General features: G+C 60.9%; 12 protein-coding genes. 7 read left to right on the top strand and 5 right to left on the bottom strand.

Features of this window, described 5'->3' with window-relative positions:
• The first annotated feature begins 77 nt into the window (after window positions 1–77).
• From SINAC_RS37945 to SINAC_RS10305, 3 genes are all read left to right on the top strand, one after another.
• A complete protein-coding gene (locus SINAC_RS37945; RefSeq protein WP_154673599.1) occupies window positions 78–1,064 on the top strand; it encodes a hypothetical protein in 987 nt (328 codons plus the stop codon).
• Window positions 1,065–1,298: 234 nt separating this feature from the next.
• Window positions 1,299–2,003, top strand: coding sequence for a dioxygenase family protein (locus SINAC_RS10310; protein WP_015245600.1), 705 nt, complete (start codon window positions 1,299–1,301; stop codon window positions 2,001–2,003).
• A gap of 54 nt (window positions 2,004–2,057) precedes the next feature.
• Window positions 2,058–2,672, top strand: a complete 615-nt coding sequence (locus SINAC_RS10305) for an EF-hand domain-containing protein (protein ID WP_015245599.1) — start codon at window positions 2,058–2,060, stop codon at window positions 2,670–2,672.
• A 122-nt stretch (window positions 2,673–2,794) separates the two neighbouring features.
• Here the strand turns inward: SINAC_RS10305 and SINAC_RS10300 are convergent, their stop codons facing one another.
• The 4 genes from SINAC_RS10300 to SINAC_RS10285 all read right to left on the bottom strand — a co-directional run bounded on the left by SINAC_RS10300 (window position 2,795) and on the right by SINAC_RS10285 (window position 9,511).
• Entirely contained in the window at window positions 2,795–5,947 is a 3,153-nt protein-coding gene (locus tag SINAC_RS10300; protein ID WP_015245598.1) for an efflux RND transporter permease subunit, read from the bottom strand.
• A 27-nt stretch (window positions 5,948–5,974) separates the two neighbouring features.
• Entirely contained in the window at window positions 5,975–7,579 is a 1,605-nt protein-coding gene (locus tag SINAC_RS10295; protein ID WP_015245597.1) for an efflux RND transporter periplasmic adaptor subunit, read from the bottom strand.
• 174 nt (window positions 7,580–7,753) lie between these two features.
• A complete protein-coding gene (locus SINAC_RS10290; protein WP_015245596.1) occupies window positions 7,754–8,119 on the bottom strand; it encodes a hypothetical protein in 366 nt (121 codons plus the stop codon).
• 375 nt (window positions 8,120–8,494) lie between these two features.
• Window positions 8,495–9,511 (bottom strand): Gfo/Idh/MocA family protein, encoded by a 1,017-nt coding sequence (locus tag SINAC_RS10285; protein ID WP_015245595.1) that lies wholly within the window; start codon window positions 9,509–9,511, stop codon window positions 8,495–8,497.
• A gap of 397 nt (window positions 9,512–9,908) precedes the next feature.
• On the opposite strand from SINAC_RS10285, the gene SINAC_RS10275 reads away from it, so the two are divergent.
• From SINAC_RS10275 to SINAC_RS10265, 3 genes are all read left to right on the top strand, one after another.
• Complete coding sequence (locus tag SINAC_RS10275; protein WP_015245594.1) at window positions 9,909–11,198, top strand: hypothetical protein; 1,290 nt, start codon at window positions 9,909–9,911, stop codon at window positions 11,196–11,198.
• Window positions 11,199–12,455 (top strand): hypothetical protein, encoded by a 1,257-nt coding sequence (locus SINAC_RS10270; RefSeq protein ID WP_015245593.1) that lies wholly within the window; start codon window positions 11,199–11,201, stop codon window positions 12,453–12,455.
• Between the two features lie 325 nt (window positions 12,456–12,780).
• The gene (locus SINAC_RS10265) at window positions 12,781–13,884 is read left to right on the top strand and encodes a TolB family protein (RefSeq protein WP_202802819.1); all 1,104 of its coding nucleotides are present in this window, start codon (window positions 12,781–12,783) and stop codon (window positions 13,882–13,884) included.
• Window positions 13,885–14,045: 161 nt separating this feature from the next.
• Here the strand turns inward: SINAC_RS10265 and SINAC_RS10260 are convergent, their stop codons facing one another.
• Window positions 14,046–14,501 carry a winged helix-turn-helix transcriptional regulator gene (locus tag SINAC_RS10260; protein WP_015245590.1) on the bottom strand — a complete coding sequence of 152 codons (456 nt, stop codon included), beginning with the start codon at window positions 14,499–14,501 and terminating at the stop codon, window positions 14,046–14,048.
• A 228-nt stretch (window positions 14,502–14,729) separates the two neighbouring features.
• Here SINAC_RS10260 and SINAC_RS10255 point away from each other — a divergent pair, with 228 nt between their 5' ends.
• Entirely contained in the window at window positions 14,730–16,052 is a 1,323-nt protein-coding gene (locus tag SINAC_RS10255; protein WP_015245589.1) for an MFS transporter, read from the top strand.
• Window positions 16,053–16,269 lie beyond the last annotated feature (217 nt).

Below are 16,269 nucleotides of genomic sequence, written 5' to 3'. Positions count from 1 at the left end.
TTCTCGTCCTTTCCTATCCATTGATATTTAAGGGGATCCGCACAATGGAATTCTTATCTCGGTGTGGAAGCAAAGTCATGGCTGTTGGCCTGACTCTCGCATTGGCGACAGCCGTAGCCAGCGCCCAAGGTCCTGGTGGCCCTGGTGGCTTCGGTGGACCTGGTGGTCCCGGTGGCTTCGGCGGTCCTGGAGGCCCCGGTGGACCGTCTCTGGTCATGTCACCGGAAGTCCAGAAGGATCTAGGGCTCACGGATAAGCAAGAGGCCCAGATTAAGAAAGTGGCGGCGGCGATGGACCGCAAACGACGTGAACTCTTCGCGGAAGCGGGTGATCAGGGGGGCGATCCGCGGGCAGGAATGTCGGCGATGAGAGACATGCAACGTGAGGCGGAATCGACGATCACCAAGTCCCTCAATAAGCGACAGAAGGACAGACTCGCCCAACTCGAACTCCAGCGCGAAGGACCGTCGGCTCTCGCCCGCAAGGAGATTGCGTCCAAGGTCAAGCTGACCACAGCGCAAAACAAGGAAGTCAAAACCATCGTTGATGAGATGCGCTCGGCCATGGCCAGTTCCATGCCCCGCCCGCCCGGCGGCGGTCCGGACGGTCCCGCAACGAAAGGGGGCCGACGTGGTGGTCGAGGTGGTGGTGATACCACGGGCAACGGAGCCGCTTCCGGCGATGAAGGAGTCACCGGCGACAACAGGGCGACGGCCACCGAAAATGGAACCCCGGCCCCGCGCGGAGGAGGCCCCGGCGGCGGACGAACCCGTGGCGCGGGCGGACCTGGAGGCGGGCGCCCTGACTTCAACAGCCCTGAGTTTCAAGCAATGATGACCAAGATGCGCGAGACTCAGGAAAAGATTCGCACCACGGCCACCGAGAAGATCAACGAGGTCCTTACGACCGAGCAAAAAACGGCATACGAGAAACTGCTCGGCAAGCCGTTCGACTTCTCAAAAATCAGTCGCGGCCCGGGAGGTCCCGGGGGGCCTGGCGGTCCTGGTGGCCCCGGAGGAGGGCCAGCCGGGAACGGGCGAGGACGGCCGAATACGGATTCTTAATTGGCGTCAGTTGCACCGGAACACTGAGAGCCTGTCCCCGAAGGCGAATCCAACTGGAGTCTTTGCTGAGCTTCCGGGTCCCATGCGGGAACGCCTGGCCTCTGGGACGCACGGGTTCCGAGTACGTACGGAACCCGTGGCCCCCCACCGTCCTTCATTTTTCGGTGAAGCCTGACCTGCCGAGCCAGCCATTGAGCACCGGCGATTGGACATGGAGAGTTGAAAGGATCTTTCATGAGGCGTGACCACGATGCTTCGAGCCGACGCGCGTTTCTTGGCGCGTTCGCGGCGGGCGCTACGTTTTTCACAACGCGCGGGCTTTTTGCCGAGCAACTCGCACTCACTCCGTCCCGGACGGAAGGCCCGTTCTATCCGGATCGGCTTCCGCTCGACACCGACAACGACCTGATCATCATCAATGATGGGATTACACCGGCCGTGGGGGAGATCACCCACCTGACCGGCCGTCTCCTCAGTGAGACAGGGACTCCAATCCGCAACGCGACGATCGAGATCTGGCAGTGCGACGCCAACCAGGTCTATCTTCACACGGGCGATAGCGACGGCAAGAGAGACCAGCAGGACAAGAATTTCCAAGGGTTCGGCCGGTTCACCACCGGGTCGACCGGAGAATACTACTTCCGGACCATCAAGCCGGTTCCCTACCCTGGCCGACCTGCCCCCCACATTCATATCAAGGTCAAGAAGGGGGGGCGGGAGATTCTCACCACCCAACTGAACATCGCCGGCCATCCTGGGAATGACGTCGATGGTGTCGTGCTCGAAGGGATTGGCGTCTTTGACCGGGAACTGTTGATGGCCGAGTTCAAGCCAATCAAAAATTCCAAAATTGGTGAATTGACCGCCCATTTTGAGATGATTCTCGGCCGGACTCCGGACGAGAGCACGTTCAAGCCGGGATCGACCACTTCGCGTTGACCACGCGACGTTTGGGGACTTCGACTCACCATTCGCAAGCGAAAGAGAGCACCAATGCGAGCGCGAGCCTGGATCACATCAGCATTGGGATTTGCTGCGGTAGTAGCCTCGGTGTCGATCGCGACAGCGCAAGGGCCAGGCCGCGGTCGAGAGGGGGACCCAAGACCGGCCAACGCCGACGATCTTGTGGCCCGGATGATGGCGTTCGACAAGGACAAGGACGGAACGCTGACGAAGGCCGAAGTCACCGATGAGCGGCTGCACCGACTCTTCGACCGCGCGGATGAAAACAAGGACGGTTCCGTCACCAAGGAAGAACTCGCCACCCTGGCGAGCAAGGAACCGGCAGCCAGAGCAGGCGGACCTCCCGGTGGTGGACCGGGCGGATTCATGAGGGGAGGTTTTCGCCCGGGCGAAGTCTTCCCCATGATGCTCCAGGACCGACTGGAACTCACCGCCGACCAGAAAAAACAGGTGGCGGACCTTCAGAAAGAGGTCGATGCCTCGCTCGAGAAAATCCTCAACGACGAACAGAAGGCACAGCTCAAAGAGATGCGCGAACGCGGCCCCGGCGGGTTTGGAGGACCGGGTGGTCCCGGCGGCCCTCCTGGAGGACGCGGTCGCCCCGGGAACGACCGGCCTCGTCCTCCGGTTGACCGACCTCAGTAACAGGGAGAGTCCTTCTCGATTGTTCTCTCCCCGCCAGGCTTGGATTTCCAGGATCGTGGTAAGCCAGGACGTACGGTCATGAGATTGAGAGCGCCTCTTGTCGACATCAAGAGGCGCTCTTCTCAAACCTCGACGAAGGGGGCGGATCGCTCTTGTCCCATCAGTTCGGCTTCATCGACGAGCCCCTGATTTTCCGGGATCTCGGCTTGAGGGACCGGCCCTTTTCCGAAGAGGAGATAGAGGACCGGTAGCGCCAGCATGGTCAGAAACGTATCACAGACCATCCCAAAGAAAACGACCGTGGCGAGCGGACGCTGCACCTCAGCGCCGACCCCTGTCGAGAGCATCATCGGGGCAAAGCCAAGGGCGGCGACCGCGCCGGTCATCAGCACCGGCCGGAGCCGGGCAAGTCGGGCCTGTTCGATGGCCTCGCGCTTGGAAACGCCGTGCGCCATGCGGTCGCGGATGTAGCTGACCAGAACCAAACCTTCCAGCATCGAGGCCCCCGCAAGCGCCACGAAGCCGACGCCTGCCGAGATCGTGAACGGCATCCCGCGCAACCAGAGACCCAGCACGCCTCCGACCCGCGCAAATAAGACGCCACTGAAGATCATCAGGGCGTCGCGAACCGAATGGAAGGTCAGATACAGCAGGCTGAGGACAAGCGCCAGGGCCAGCGGAACGACGATCATCAGCCGCTGCTCAGCGCGGCGCATGTTCTCGAACTGGCCTCCCCATTCGAGATAATAACCGGTCGGCAGACTGACTTCCCGTTCGATGCGTCGCTGGGCTTCTTCAACGAACGATCCGATATCGCGTCCGCGCACGTTCGACTGAACGACGATCCTCCGCTGCCCCCACTCGCGCTGGATGGTCGACGGGCCAGTCGTCTCCACCACGCTGGCTAGCCGAGTCAGCGGAAGCCGTTGCCCCGCGGCGGTTTCAATCATGATCTTTTCAAGTGAGCGCGGATCGTCACGATAAGTCATCGGCAGGCGGACGACCAAGGGGAATCGCCGGTCGTGCTCGAGAATCGCGCCCACCGGAATTCCTCCCGCAGCTTTGATGGTATCAAGCACCTGCCGCGCGGGGATCCCGTGCCGAGCGAGCGCATCGCGGTTGACCTCGACGCGGAGAACGGGCAGTCCCGTGACCTGTTCGGTGCTCACGTCCGCAGCGCCCCGGATCTGCTTGACGACACGTTCGATCTCGGCCCCTTTGTCCTTGAGCAACTCGAGGTCTTCGCCGAACAGCTTGATCCCAAGGTCGGCCCGGATCCCGGCGACCATTTCATTGAGGCGCAGCTCGATCGGTTGGCTATAGACGGCTCTCATGCCCGGCAAGGTCTCCGTGACCTTGGCCATCTCCTCGACGAGTTGGTCCTGCGATGTTGCCTTCTTCCAGCGATCGCGTGACTTGAGCGTGACGTAAACGTCCGAGACCTCGAAACCCATCGGGTCGGTCGCAACCTCGGCAGTTCCGGTTCGGCTCCAGATCTGCTCGATCTCATCGGGGAAAGATTCCTTCAGAAGTGCCTCGATCCTGGTGCCGTATTCGAGTGACTCCTCCAGGCTCACGCTGGCCAGCCGGATTGTGTTGATGACGATCGTCCCTTCGTTGAGCCGAGGCACAAATTCCGAACCAAGGCTGAGGCCAAGGATCGTCGTGCCGATCGTGATCGATCCGACGAGGCCGAGTGTCGTCCAGGGGAATCGGAGGCCGAGCCGAAGCATCGGCTGAAAGAGACGATGAGCGATCTTGTCGACCCAGGTCTCTCGATCCCTCATAGCCCGAGGCAGCCCCAGCGAGGCCAGGGCAGGCATGAGGGTCAGCGACAAGACCATCGAGCCGGCCAGCGCAAAAACGACCGTCAGGGCCATCGGCCGGAACAGCTTCCCTTCAATCCCCTGCAAGGTGAGGATCGGCAAATAGACGATCATGATGATCAGTTCACCGAACATCGTCGGCTTCCTGACCTCAACTGCCGCCTCGCGAATGACGTCAAGCTTCGAGCGGTTCGAACGGTCATGCGCCAGGTGTCGGACGCAGTTTTCGACCATGACCACCGAGCTATCGACGACGAGTCCAAAATCGATTGCGCCCAAGCTCATCAAGCTTCCGGCAATGCCGACACGCTCCATCATCGTCACGGCGAAGAGCATCGAGAACGGAATCGCCGAGGCCACAATCAGCCCGGCGCGGAAGTTTCCCAGAAAGGCGAACAGAACGGCGATGACCAGAACCGCCCCCTCGAACAAGTTGCGCTCGACCGTCTTGAGCACCTGGTCGACGAGGTGGGTCCGTTCATAGACAGGGCTAATCTCAACCCCTTTGGGAAGGGCGGACTTGACCTCTTCCAGCGCTTTATGAAGCGCCATCGTAACGAGCCGCGAGTTCTCTCCCATCCGCATGAAGGCAAGGCCGAGGATCACCTCCCCTTGACCGTTCGCAGTGGCCCCCCCGCGTCTGATCCGATGGCCAAGTGCGACCTCGCCGAGATCGCCGATCCGGATCGGCACACCGTCGCGGGCCGTGATCACGATCTTGCCGATCTCTTCGAGCGACCGGGCCCGGCCAACACCCTGGACCAAGGTTGACTCTCCGGCCCGCAAGATGTAACCGCCGCCGACGTTCTTGTTGTTCTCCTCGAGGGCCTGGATGACCTCATCGAGCGACAGGCCGTACTTGGCGAGCCTGGTCGGGTCGACACGCACCTCGTACTGTTTGGCGAGACCTCCCCAGGGGTTCACCTCCGCAACACCCGGCACGCGCAACAAGCGGGGGCGAACCACCCAATCCTGGATGGACCTGAGCTCAGCCAGGTCATACTCCGGGTTCTCGCTAGTGATGATGTAGTGGAAGACTTCCCCAAGTCCGGTGGCCACCGGCCCCATCGTAGGCCGCTCGATATCGTTGGGAAGTTGGACCTCGCCCAGCCGCTCGTTGATCTGTTGACGGGCGAAGTAAATGTCCGTCCCGTCCTCGAAGATGGCAACAACCTGTGAGAGGCCGAACTTCGAGATCGAGCGCACATCCTCGAGTCCTTTCAGACCTCCGAGGGCCATCTCAACCGGGAAGGTGATCTGGCGTTCAATCTCTTCGGGAGCCAGTTCGGGGGCCGTCGTGTTGATCTGGACCTGGACCGGTGTGGTGTCGGGGAAGGCGTCCAGCGGCAAGTAGATCGCGGCTCGAACTCCCAGGACGATCAGCACGCCCCCCAATAAGAGAACGACGAACCGGTTCTTCAGACTGAAATCAATCAGCGCATTCAGCATCAGGGAGCTCCTTCCTGGTCGGCGGACTTATTCGCAGCAGCCCGCACCGATTGCGCCGCGCATGATCTCGGTCTTGAGTAGAAAGGCTCCCTTGGTGACGACCCGCTGACCTGGTTTCAAGCCCCAGGCCACCTCGACGACGTCGTTATGATCGGTCGGTTTGGTGACGACCCGCTGAGCGCGATACTGCCCTGACTCTTCGAGGGGGAGAAAGACCAGGTCGGTGCCATCCTTGCGCTGGACGGCCGCCTTGGGAACGACGATGGCCTTGTGCTCGGCACCGATCTGGATGTCGGCTTCGCCAAATTGGTTCGCCCGCAGTCGGCCGTTCGGGTTTGCCAGCTCCGCCCGGATCCGGGAGGTCCGGGTTTTGTCGCTGACTTCGGTTCCCACCCAGGTCACTTCGCCCAGAAAGGCGTGACCTTGTCCGTTCGGATCAGCCCCCGAGATTGTGAACGAGACCGGCTGCCCTGGCGCGATCAAGGAAATATCACGTTCGTAGACGTCGATCCAGAGCCACATCCGTGAGGTGTCGGCCACGGCGAAAAGCTGGCTGGTCGCTTGCACCGCCTCGCCCTTGACGGCGTGGCGGAGGACAACGACCCCATCGATCGGGGAGACGACGTCCAGCAGGTTACGCGTGTCCTTGTTCTTGATGATTTCGGCGAGCTGGTCGTTGTCGAACCCGAGGTTCCGAAGCTTCTGCTCAGCGTCCATCGCGCTGGTCTGGGCCTGGTTGAGAGCCGTCATGACCTCAAGCTCAGCGCGTGCCGGAACCGCGCCCGACTGGCTGAGCGACTTGGTCCGCTCAGCCGTGGCCTGAGCCAGCCGGACGGCCGAATGAGCCGAAAGGAGTTGGCCCTTGGCGGCGCTGACCTCGGCCGAGTCAACGACGGCTAACACCTCGCCACGCCGCACGGTCTGGCCGAGGTCGACGCGGATCTCGGAAAGGAAACCGGTGACGCGCGGGCTGATCTCGGCGTAGTGGTTTGCGTCGTACGCCGTTTCCGCGTTCGAGCCCAGACGGTGCGAGTGAACCTCCTCCGCAACCAGGGCCGTCTGGATACCAACTTGGCGGACCATCTTGGCCGTGGCCAACTTGACAACCGGCAAGGGCTGCCGGCAAGGCTCAGAGAGTTCACCCGGCGCGAGCGGCCCAATCTTTCTGGGACTCTTGGCACAGTCGGGGCACAGCACCTCGGGCTTGCCGTGTGTCGCACACCAGCCGTCGTCGGGGAGGGAGGCCGAAGTTGTCGACGTATTCCCACACTCAACACAGAAGCTCGCGGGCAGCCCGTGCCCTTTCGGACACATCTCGATCTTATAGGCTTTCTCGACGTCGGGGTGGCACTTGGTACAAATCTCTTCGGGAATGTTGCCGTGCTGCTTGCAGAGCGGCAGTGTTTTGATCAACTCCTCGTGGCAGAGGGTGCAGAACTTCTCGGGAACTCCGTGCTCTTTGCAGTAGAGGCCCGCGTCGTTCGCTTCACCTGGGTTCGCGTCGCCTCCTCGATTCCAAGCTCCGACACGCGCCCAATGGGGCATCCAAGCCGGGCGCACAAGCGCCAGCCCCACTCCGATGACACTCAGTGCAACCAACGGCGCAAGCGCAATCAGGATCGTTCGCTTCATGAGTCAATCCTCGTCTCAATGTCGAGATTCACTCACTCCTCGCAAGCCGCGCAGCATAGGGCTGACGAACTGGCGAAAGTGATAACCAGATGACGTGAGGGTCCGGTGGCCCAAGAGGCGGGCCGGCGGTCGAGGTTCAGCGCATTAAAAAAGGAAGGTGCGCTGGGGGGCGACTCAGCAGCGATAGTTCTGCAGGAACGAGCGCACGGCGAGGGCATTCCCCCACCGGCCCAGTCCGGTCGATGCCCCCTTTTGGCTCAGCGAGAAGAGCAAATGCAATGGGGTGGGGAGGAGCAGGCCAACGATGATCGAGTGGCCAGTGGCGTGGGCCCCGAGGAAGCGGATGTGATCCGCTTGAACGGCTCCTTGGCAAATGCAATTGTCCCCTTCCTCGGGACATTGGTCAGGCGCCGACGAGTCGTGCGATGGACTTCCCGAAACATCGTGACGGTGCGCACCCTGACCGAACTCAGCCGCCCCGCAGAGAAGCGGGCAGAGGGTGATGAGAATCGCCAGGAATGTCGCCAAAATCGATCGCACGCGTTTCAGACTCGCTCGTGAAGGCGCAAGGCCCATTCTCTTAAGCATAAGGTTACAGCGGCCAAGGTCAAGGGATTCTCCGATCCTGTTGACGACAAGTCGCCGTATTCCGCTACTCTCCTCAATCGGATGGATTCGCGATAATCTGAAATGCGAATGATTGAGCGAGAGTCAGAAAAGTGATGCATGCTTGGAAGTCTTCCCAAGGAACAAGTTCGTTATCACCCGACGGGGCATCCGCCACTTCTCACAATCAACACATAAAAATCCGAGAATTTCACGAAACCAATTTCACTCTGGCGAAGATAAAACAAGGAGCCCCAGCCACGTAACCTGAGCAAACCCGTGAGACAGGCCCCCAATCACGGCCCATGTTCAAGCCGTATGGTAGGGAGAGTCACCGAGTGAGATGGTACGTCCGGTATCAACCGCCTCTTGGGCCTTGATGGCAATCTCCGTAATCCGGCAGGCCTCAGGCAATGTGAGTGGAGGTGGTGCTTCTCCACGTAGCGAACGGGCAAACTGGGTAAAAATATCCGTCTGCGGGCTCAGATCAAGAGGCCGAGGCGGGCTGTCGGCGGTGGTGAGTATGACTTTCCGCTCGATCAGTGCGGTCTCGATGACGCCATGAGTCCCGGCGATCCGCAGGCGTTCGTCCGCGTGCGAAGGCGCTGCGGTCGGGCGGAGATAGTCGAGTGTGAGCGAAGCCACACCGCCATTGCGCATCGTCATGACAAAAGCCGCCTGGCTACCGCAGGCCGGGAAATCAGGGCGAACCGTCGTCCCCTCGCGCCCGATCACCTCGGTGAACTGATCACCGAGGATCCAGTACAGCCAGTCGAACGCGTGGATCCCGACCCACGGTGCAAGCCCAGGAAAGGTCTCACGGCTGCGGTAGAAGTCCGGGCGGGCCTTTCCCCACTTGTATGTCTTCTGGCTGAAGCTCATCACGGGATTGCCAATCTCCCCGTCACGAACCGCCTGCCTTACCGTCGCCAACTCCGACACACCCCGCATCGTGTGCATGGGAACGAGGGCCGTACTCGACTTCCGCGCAGCCTGGTACAACTGCTTAAGTGTAGGTAAATCCATCGCCAGCGGCTTCTCCGCCATGACCGGCAGCCCACGTTCCAGGCAGAGCTTGATCCAAACCGGGATCCGATCGCAACGGCCGCAGACCTGCACCACGTCCAATCGCTCGACATCCAGCATCTTCCGCGCATCGTCATACCGGTTTGTATCGACCGTCTGCCCTGGGGCATGGTCGAAGGCACCGGTGGTCTCCTCCGGCCCGGCGGCAGCGACTGCCACGAGCTTCAGTCCCGGGACGAGTTGCAGCGCGGGCGCGTAGGTCTGCCAATGTCCCGTCGAGCCGATCAGGCCGAGTCGCATCCGACCACTCCTCTCAAATGATCCGCCGGAAGGCCGCCCGGGATCGTTTGTTCACATTCTGGTTCGCGCGGACGCCCCTCCTTACCGCCCCACAATACCCGGTGCCGGCTGGCAAGGCGACCGACCCGGCAAATGACGGCAGCGTTGCCGCATCGGCCGTCTTCGATTCCGTAAGACATTTTTTGCACCTATGTTGGATAACCTCCATCCTCCCGTTACTGTTGGAGTTTGTGCGGTCGGAGTCGCTGTCACCGGAGCGGCTCCCGATGGTTGCCGTGGCATTTCAAAACGCCCGACGCCCCCGCACGGAGAACGACTGCTGAGATCCACTTTGAGATGGCGCTCGATCAGATGACGGCCCACGAAACGAGCCGGTTTCGATCAGGAGATTCTCTGAATGAGGTATTCACGTCGGTCATTCCTGGCGGGGGCGGCGTCGACCCTGGTTTGGGGACGCACGGGTTGGTCCGCCCAGCGCCGGCCGAAAATCGCCGCACTGACGACAATTTTCCATAAATACTCTCACTCAGAACACATCATCGATCGTTTCTTGGACGGCTACGGCTGGGATGGGCAGCATCATCGGCCGGCGATGGACGTTGTCTCGCTGTATGTCGAACAAGTCGGGAAGAACGACCTCAGTCGAGAGCGGGCGATGCGGCACCCGCAGATGAAGATCTATCCCACCATCGCCGACGCCCTGACGTGCGGCGGAAGCACGCTGGCGGTCGATGGTGTCTTGCTCATCGGAGAACACGGGAAGTACCCGGCCAACGAGAAGGGACAACAACTCTATCCTCGCTACGAATACTTCCAACAAGTTGTGGACGTCTACCGCAAGAGTGGGAAGACAGCCCCCTTGTTCAACGACAAGCACCTGTCTTGGAGTTGGGACCACGCTAAAGAAATGGTCGAGACCGCCAAGACCATGGGTTTTGGTCTGATGGCCGGATCGTCCCTTCCGGTGACCTGGCGCCAGCCCTCGGCCGACTTACCCCGAGGCGCAGAGGTTGAAGAGGCGGTCGGCATTTGGGGCGGCGGGATCGATGGCGGAGACATCCACGTGATCGAGGCTTTGCAGGCCATCGTGGAACGTCGACGCGGCGGTGAAACCGGGGTGAGGGCGGTCCAGGCGTTGCGCGGAGAAGCCTTCTGGAAGGCGCTTGAATCCGGCTCTTGGGATGCCGGCGGTTGGGATCCGAAGTTGCTGGAAGCCTGCCTGAGCCGTAGCCATCAGCTCAACCCGGCCCGGCCAACATACAGCAACGTATTTCCATCCAACGCCGACTTGCGCCGGCTTGCCCCCGAGTCGTACGCCTATCGATTCGAGTACGCCGACGGACTTAAGGCCAGCATCATCCAGTTCCAGCAAAGTCGTGGGAAACCCGAGGGCGGAGTGGTTGGCGATTGCAACGTTGCCGCCCGACTCAAGGGGAACGAGGTTTTCTCCGTCCAGTTTTACCTCCCCTACTACTCGATGCGCAACTTCTTCAGCCCGCTGGTTCATCACATCGAGACTCTCTTCCTCACCGGCAAGGCCCCTTATCCGATCGAGCGGACCTTGCTCACGACCGGCATGACCGCCAGCGGCGTCGAGTCGCTCTTCCAGAAGCAGAAACGCCTGGAAACCCCACACTTGGCAGTCCCGTACCAACCCACCGCCGAATCCACATTCTGGAGATCGTGAATGCTCACCCGACGAACCTTTCTGGCGACAGCGGGCGCGGCTCCATTGCTGGTCAACTCCGCCTTGGGCGAACCCGAACCACCGGCCCGCAAGAAAATCGCGATCATCAGCACGGTCTGGACCTACCACTCGCATAGCCAGCACATGGGCGACCGCTTTCTTGTGGGTTACCCTCGCCACGGCCAGTGGCACAATCCCCCCCTTGACGTGGTCTCCCTCTACGTCGATCAGCGGCCCGAGGGAGACCTCAGTGCCAAGCGCGCTGCCGAACACGGCTTTACGGTCTATCCCAGCATCGCCGAAACGTTACGCTGTGGCGGAGACAAGCTGTCCGTGGATGGAGTGGTGATCATCGGTGAGCACGGCAATTACCCCCGCAACCAGAAAGGACAGAACCTCTACCCCCGCTACGAGTTCTTCCAGCAAGCGATCGAAGTTTTCGAGAAAGACGGCCGAGCGGTTCCGATCTACAACGACAAGCACCTGTCATACAGCGCTGAGAAGGCCGCCAGGATGGTCGCGGACTCGAAACGGCTGAAATTCGCCTTCCTTGCAGGATCGTCATTGCCTGTCACCTGGCGCCTGCCCCCCGTCGAAGTCCCCTATGATGCGGTGATCGAGGACGCCCTGATGGTGGGCATCGGCGGCTCCGACGCGATGGACTACCACGCCCTCGAAGCGTTGCAATGCATGGTCGAACGCCGCAAAGGGGGCGAAACCGGCATCAAATCCGTCCAAATGCTCGAGGGAGACGCCGTCTGGAAGGCTGGCGAGGAGGGAGTATGGTCCCGCCGTCTCCTCGAAGCCGCACTCTCGAGGAGCGACTCCTTGCAAGGGTATTCCCAACTCGACTCGCGCCCCCAGGACCTGGCCAACAACGGAGAACTGCCCGGCCTGGTCAAGACCCCGTCCGCCTACCTGATCGAGCGGAACGACGGTCTTCGCACCACCCTGCTGATGCTCAACGGTGCGCTCGAAGATTACACCTTCGCCGCCCGGCTCCAAGGAGGGCAAATCCTCTCGACCCAGTTCTTCCTCTCACCGAAGCCGAACGTCACCTATTCGGCCTGTCTCGTGGCCCAGATTGAAGACATGATCATGACGGGACAGGCCCCCTACCCCGTCGAGCGCACCCAGATCACCAGCGCCATGCTCGACCGCTTGCTCGACTCCAAAGTCGAAGGGCACCGACGTCTTGAGACCCCCGAACTCAAGATTGCCTACCGGGCACCGCGAGAATCCCGATTTGGCGACTAACTCACCGCGAGAACAACGTCCACTCCTACTCGACAACTCTCTGAAACGGTCGCTGCTGAAGCGAAACCTGGTGGGCCATACCCACCCTCCAAAAGCCAAACCGGCTTCTCACACCCGCCAAGTTTCGAGAACCGAACTCATGTGTGAACCATCGTGCCACAAAGCTTTGACATTGCCGGCCCCCGACCGCCGGGGAAGTCTCGCCGTAGCGTGCCTCTTGCCGATTTTCCTGGGATTCGTCAGCGGCCCTCGTGCTAGCGCCGAGGATCAAAAATTCGCAACGCATGCACGCTTCTTTTTCACCTCACAAGGGAAAACGGCGCTGGTGAATGCGGATGGATCGGGTCTCCAATACTTCAACTTCGAAAAGCCCGGCCAAGCGACCTGGCAACCCGGTCCAATGTTCCCCGACGGGCATCGCGTTCTCTTTCTGAGCATGGAACCGCGACGCGACGGCCCGGGTCGGTCGTTTGAAGAATACTACACGCAAACGCCAACTCACCTGTGGGTGCACGATCTTGAGAGCGGATCATTGGAAGAGGTCTGCACGAAAGAGCGGCTGGCCCCCTTCATCACTCCGGCCTTGTTGCTGGGAGACGACCGGATCTTGGTGCAGGTGGTGCGAAAGCAGGTCGGCCAGATCTACAGCGTCCGTCTCGACGGGACCGATGCACGCGAGTTTACCAAGGCGGGCGAGGGCCTCCCGTACGGACTGAGCCTCAGCCCCGACCGCCAGCGGGTGGCCTTCCATCTGGCCAGTCCGCAAGGATATCAGGTCTGGACCAGCGACATCGACGGTTCGAAGCGTGTCAAGGTCGCAGCGCAGCCCGGGCACCTCTATTTCGGCACCAGTTGGTCGCCGGACGGCCGCTGGATCCTCTACGTCGACTGCATCGACGGCGACGACCCCGGGCACGATTGGGCCGACGTCTGCCTCGGTCGCGCCGATGGCAGCGAACACCGAGTGCTCACGAGCGGACAAGCGATGTGGTTCGCGGCGACCTACGGCAACCCGCAAACGCGAGGAGGCGGATCCAATGTCCCGGTCTGGACCCGTGACGGCAGCATCCTCTTTCCCCGCCGTCTCCCCGGCTCAAAAGTCGCCTGGGAATTCCAACCGCAGCGCCCCGATGTGGACCATTTCAACCGCGACTACAAACCCGAACTCGCACGCGGCGGTACCGAAATCTGCCGGCTTGATCCGCGCGACGGTCGTATCACCGCGCTGACACACAACAATCCGCCGGCATGGGACTTCCGCGTCAGCGAATCGTCCGACGGCAAACAAATCGTTTTTTGCCGAACGATCACAGGCGAATCACCCGCAATCTGGGTGATGGATGCCGATGGCAAGAACCCGCGTCAAATCACGCGAGGAATCGATGATCGCGGAGCAGATCACCCGCGTTGGCTTCCCCAATTGCCTTGAGAACGAGTGCGAACTCTCGCAGGCAGGGAGGGAATTGCGCCCCCCCTGCCTGAGCCGGATCTTGGGAATCATTCAAGCTCCGGATCAGTAACCGCTTACCCTTCGCAACTCCAAGCACTCAAGAGTTTGCATTCGCTCATCTTCAGGCGGCGGCGCACCGATCAAGTCGATTCGGGAACCTTCTTCACGACCGCATCTTCAGGCCCCAAGAGTCGCCCATCCTCTGATCGAAGCTCCAGCCTGCGAACCGGCCTCCCCCCCTCACGATCGAGCAAGACCGAGTGCGCCTCACCACGTTCGTAGAACGTGTCCTCACCCCACTGCCTCAAACCGACGACGACATAGAAAAGGCCACGCCCTTTCGACGTCAGATGATACTCCTGGTACGCGCTCCCATCGGATGCCGGCGCGAGTTCCAGAATACCCTGGGCCACCAAGGTCCGCAGCCGGGCCGCCAGGATGTTCTTGGCCACGCCCAAACTCTTCTGAAATTCACCGAACCGGCGCATGCCATCGAATGCGTCGCGTATGATCAGAAGCGACCACCAATCCCCGATCGCGTCCAAAGACCTCGCAACGGGACACTCCGCTCCTTCAAGACTCGTTCGCTTGACCATGTCTCCCTCCAGGCGCCGGCAGTGCCGATCATCCTCGACAAACAAGCCACCAGCCGAACACCCTCGCAAATACCCACCTCCCTCGACGACCCAACAACAGCCGATCGGTCATCCGCTGTCCTCGAAACTCGTCAATCCGGCAACTCCAGTTGCATGATAAAACCAAGTTCGGCATAATGCAATCGGTTTCGTTATGCAACCACATGGTCTGTCTGAAGGAGGCTGACGATGTCCGTCGAGAACAGGTCGAAGTCGAGCACCGGCGGGATTAGCGAATCAAGAGTTGAGCCATTGCGGAGGGAGTTGATCGTGGCCGAATCGGCTCCCCCTCCCGCGCTGTCGCGCTCGGTCGTCATTCTTTTCGCGATCGCCGCCGGTCTGAGTGTTGCCAACGTGTACTTCGCACACCCGTTGCTCGATGCCGTTGCGAATGAATTCCGGATCAGCCATGCCTCAGTAGGTCTCGTCGTGGCCGCCACGCAAACCGGGTATGCGTTGGGACTACTCTTGCTGGTCCCGCTGGGGGACCTCCTGGATCGCCGTCGGCTCATCGTCAGTCAGTTGCTGTTGTCCGCGTTGGCGCTCATCATCGTGGCCTTTGCTCCTACGATCGGTGTGCTGTTGGTGAGCATGGTGACGGTCGGACTTCTCGCCGTCGTGGTGCAGACGCTTGTGGCGTTCGCGGCGAGTTTGGCCGCTCCCACTGAGCGTGGGCAAGTGGTCGGTACCGTCACAAGCGGCGTCGTGCTCGGCATTCTGCTAGCCCGTGTCGTGGCTGGCCTTCTGGCGGATCTCGCCGGCTGGCGCTCGGTCTATCTTACCTCCGCGGTCGTCACGTTCCTCATGGCCGTGGTCTTGTTCCGAATCCTGCCGGACCATCAGCCCGCAGGTTCGCGACCGTCCTATCCGCAATTGCTGCGTTCGGTGTTCGCGCTGTTCGTGGAGGAGCCGATCCTGCGAATCCGAGCCGGAATCGCGCTGTTGATTTTTGCGTCGTTCAGCGTCTTCTGGACGTCCCTGGTGCTCGTGCTCAGCGCACCGCCGCTTTCCATGTCGCAGACCGCGATCGGGATGTTCGGACTCGCGGGGGTGGCGGGAGCGCTCGCAGCAGGCCGAACGGGCGGGCTCGTCGATCGTGGCTGGGCGCATTGGACCACCGGCCTCGGCTTGAGCCTCTTGCTAGTCTCATGGATACCGATCGGGTTCACACAGCAGTCCCTCGCCGCATTGATCGTCGGCGTCATCCTCCTGGACCTTGCGATCCAGGCGGTACACGTCACCAACCAGAGCCTGATCTTCACCGTGCGTCCTGAGGCGCGCAGCCGACTCGTCGCCGGCTACATGGTCTTCTATTCGCTCGGCAGTGGCCTTGGTTCACTCACGTCGACCCTCGCTTTTGCCTCGAGCGGCTGGACCGGAGTTTGTCTGCTGGGAGCCTCCTACAGTACACTCGCGCTCCTGTTCTGGGCGATCACCCTCCGATCCGCGGCACTTACCCCAGCATCAGCCTCATGTTCGCAACTCGCACGCGGCACGTGCCTTGATGCATGAATTCGTCCTCGTGATCAGTCTATTGTGGCTTCTCTATTCAAATTGTCACAAAAACGTGAGGGAATTCTCGAAACACGGCCTGACATTTTTTAATTATTCGCAGCAAAAAACTAAGCGGTGACTACAAAAAATTAATCGCATTTGCATGCGTAGCTGTTCTGTCTGTATTGACAGTAGCCGCATTTGAAGCCCACAGCCGGGGAAGGTGTCCCCCTTC

The organism is Singulisphaera acidiphila DSM 18658 (assembly GCF_000242455.2).
GTDB classification, from domain to species: domain Bacteria; phylum Planctomycetota; class Planctomycetia; order Isosphaerales; family Isosphaeraceae; genus Singulisphaera; species Singulisphaera acidiphila.
The sequence above is the reverse complement of the archived record's forward strand: the minus strand, read 5'-3'. Positions and strand labels throughout refer to the sequence as shown.

Excerpts from the sequence above, each read along its gene's own strand:
- SINAC_RS37945 (WP_154673599.1), top strand. The coding sequence starts at position 78 with ATGGCTGTTGGCCTGACTCTCGCATTGGCGACAGCCGTAGCCAGCGCC.
- SINAC_RS10310 (WP_015245600.1), top strand. The coding sequence starts at position 1,299 with ATGAGGCGTGACCACGATGCTTCGAGCCGACGCGCGTTTCTTGGCGCG.
- SINAC_RS10305 (WP_015245599.1), top strand. The coding sequence starts at position 2,058 with ATGCGAGCGCGAGCCTGGATCACATCAGCATTGGGATTTGCTGCGGTA.
- SINAC_RS10300 (WP_015245598.1), bottom strand. The coding sequence starts at position 5,947 with ATGCTGAATGCGCTGATTGATTTCAGTCTGAAGAACCGGTTCGTCGTT.
- SINAC_RS10295 (WP_015245597.1), bottom strand. The coding sequence starts at position 7,579 with ATGAAGCGAACGATCCTGATTGCGCTTGCGCCGTTGGTTGCACTGAGT.
- SINAC_RS10285 (WP_015245595.1), bottom strand. The coding sequence starts at position 9,511 with ATGCGACTCGGCCTGATCGGCTCGACGGGACATTGGCAGACCTACGCG.
- SINAC_RS10275 (WP_015245594.1), top strand. The coding sequence starts at position 9,909 with ATGAGGTATTCACGTCGGTCATTCCTGGCGGGGGCGGCGTCGACCCTG.
- SINAC_RS10270 (WP_015245593.1), top strand. The coding sequence starts at position 11,199 with ATGCTCACCCGACGAACCTTTCTGGCGACAGCGGGCGCGGCTCCATTG.
- SINAC_RS10260 (WP_015245590.1), bottom strand. The coding sequence starts at position 14,501 with ATGGTCAAGCGAACGAGTCTTGAAGGAGCGGAGTGTCCCGTTGCGAGG.
- SINAC_RS10255 (WP_015245589.1), top strand. The coding sequence starts at position 14,730 with ATGTCCGTCGAGAACAGGTCGAAGTCGAGCACCGGCGGGATTAGCGAA.